This is a genomic window from uncultured Rikenella sp., from assembly GCF_948810725.1.
Classification (GTDB): domain Bacteria; phylum Bacteroidota; class Bacteroidia; order Bacteroidales; family Rikenellaceae; genus Rikenella.
This window is the reverse complement of record NZ_CAQIVA010000091.1, coordinates 1-2,040: the sequence shown is the minus strand read 5'-3', so window position 1 is coordinate 2,040 and position 2,040 is coordinate 1. Positions and strand designations below refer to the sequence as shown.

The 2,040-nt window shown below is 54.0% G+C and carries 1 protein-coding gene and 1 pseudogene; both read right to left on the bottom strand.

The window, feature by feature from the left end:
- Nucleotides 1-722: pseudogene (locus Q9S52_RS10665) on the bottom strand (ATP-grasp domain-containing protein); the annotation flags it as partial.
- Between the two features lie 4 nt (nt 723-726).
- Entirely contained in the window at nt 727-1,848 is a 1,122-nt protein-coding gene (gene carA / locus Q9S52_RS10660; protein ID WP_304709094.1) for a glutamine-hydrolyzing carbamoyl-phosphate synthase small subunit, read from the bottom strand.
- Nucleotides 1,849-2,040: the final 192 nt, after the last annotated feature.

Genomic DNA, 2,040 nt, shown 5'->3' with positions numbered 1-2,040 from the left:
GTGTGAATCCCCAGCGGGTCGAAGTTCTCCATATTACAAACCGTAATACAGTTGTCGTACTTGTCCCGCACCACCTCGTATTCGACCTCTTTCCAGCCTTTGAGCGACTTTTCGACCAGAATCTGCGGCGAGTAGGTGAACGCCTTTGCCGCCAGCTGTTCCAGCTCCGCATCCGTATCGCAAAAACCCGAGCCCAGCCCCCCCAAAGTATAAGCGGCGCGAATAATCACCGGATACCCCAGTTCGTTCGCCACCCGCTTGGCATCCTCTACCGTGGTAACCGCCTCGCTCTTAATGGTTTTGACGTCAATTTCGTCCAATTTACGGACAAACAGATCCCGATCCTCGGTATCCATGATCGCCTGCACCGGCGTCCCGAGCACCCGCACATTATATTTCTCCAAAATCCCCCGCTTATAGAGCTGTACGCCGCAGTTCAGAGCGGTCTGTCCACCGAACGCGAGCAGAATCCCTTCCGGCCGCTCCTTGGCAATCACGTCCTCGACGAAATCCGGCGTCACCGGCAGAAAATAGACCTTGTCCGCAATCCCATCGCTGGTCTGCACCGTGGCGATATTCGGGTTGATCAGAATGGTTTCGATCCCCTCCTCCTTGAGCGCCTTGAGGGCCTGGGAGCCCGAGTAGTCGAACTCGCCCGCTTCGCCGATCTTCAATGCCCCCGAACCCAGGAGGACGACTTTTTTTATGCTGTTGTCTGCCATGACTCTATTTGTTCTTGTATTGGTCGATTAACTCGATGAAACGGTCGAAAAGGTACTCGGTATCCACCGGCCCGCTGGTGGCCTCCGGGTGGAACTGCACGCTGAAGAAGGGCAGAGTCCGGTGTCTGATCCCCTCGATGGTGTTGTCGTTGAGGTTGACGAAATACGGTTCCCAACCCTCTCCCAACCCCGTCGGATCGACGGCATAGCCGTGGTTCTGAGAGGTAATCACGGCCCGATCGGTTCCCACTTCCAACGCCGGCTGGTTATGCGACCGGTGTCCATATTTCAGCTTATAAGTGGTCGCCCCCGCGGCCCAGCTCAAAAGCTGGTTCCCGAGGCAAATCCCGAAGATCGGCTTCCCAGATTTGGTCGCCATAGCCTTCTTGATATTGGCAATCGTGGCCCCGCACAGCGCCGGATCGCCCGGCCCATTACTGAGCATCACCCCGTCGTAGTCCAAGGTGCTGAAATCGTAGTCCCACGGCACCCGAACAACAGTGGCATTCCGTGTATACAAGCACCGGATGATGTTGTACTTACACCCGCAGTCCACCAGCACGATCCGTCGCTTCGCCTCCGGATTGGTATAGGTGATGGTATCCTTGCACGAGACCGCCGCCACCAAATTCTCGGCGTTCGGGTTATGGAACGGCATAGCATCTGCCGATGCGTAATCGGTCTCCTGCACCAATTTCCCCAGCATCACCCCCCGTTCGCGTATGATTTTCGTGATTTCTCTGGTATCGACGCCGAAGATCCCCGGCACCTCATTCTCCTTAAGCCAGTCGGACAAACTTTTGATGGCGTTCCAATGGCTATGCTGAAACGAGTAGTCGCTGATAACGAGCCCCTTGATGTGTATCCGGTCGGATTCGAAGAATTTGGGCAAACCTGTGACTTCGTCTAAAACCGAAGTGTCCGGCACGCCGTAGTTCCCGATCAACGGATAGGTGAGCACCAGAATCTGTCCCGAATACGACGGGTCGGTCAAACTCTCCGGATACCCGGTCATGGCGGTAGAAAAAACGACTTCCCCCGATACAGACCGATCTGCACCGAACGAGAAGCCGTCGAATTGCGTACCATCCTCCAAAATCAGGCGGGCGGGCGTACTTTTCAGCATGTCAATTCAGAATTTAGTTTCTGAAATACAAAGATAACGCTTTTTCCGAAACAAACCGGGCTTTTCCACTGAATTTACCTATTTTTGTTCCATATACTTTCTATTCATTCGTTTTTCGTGTCTTTGTCCAGGAGGGTACTGTTCTCTTTGTGAACAAAGAGAACCAGAAAAACTTCAGAGCGCATCCCTGCG

Bases quoted from the DNA above. Each gene is read 5' to 3' on its own strand.
- carA (WP_304709094.1), bottom strand. From the start codon at position 1,848: ATGCTGAAAAGTACGCCCGCCCGCCTGATTTTGGAGGATGGTACGCAA.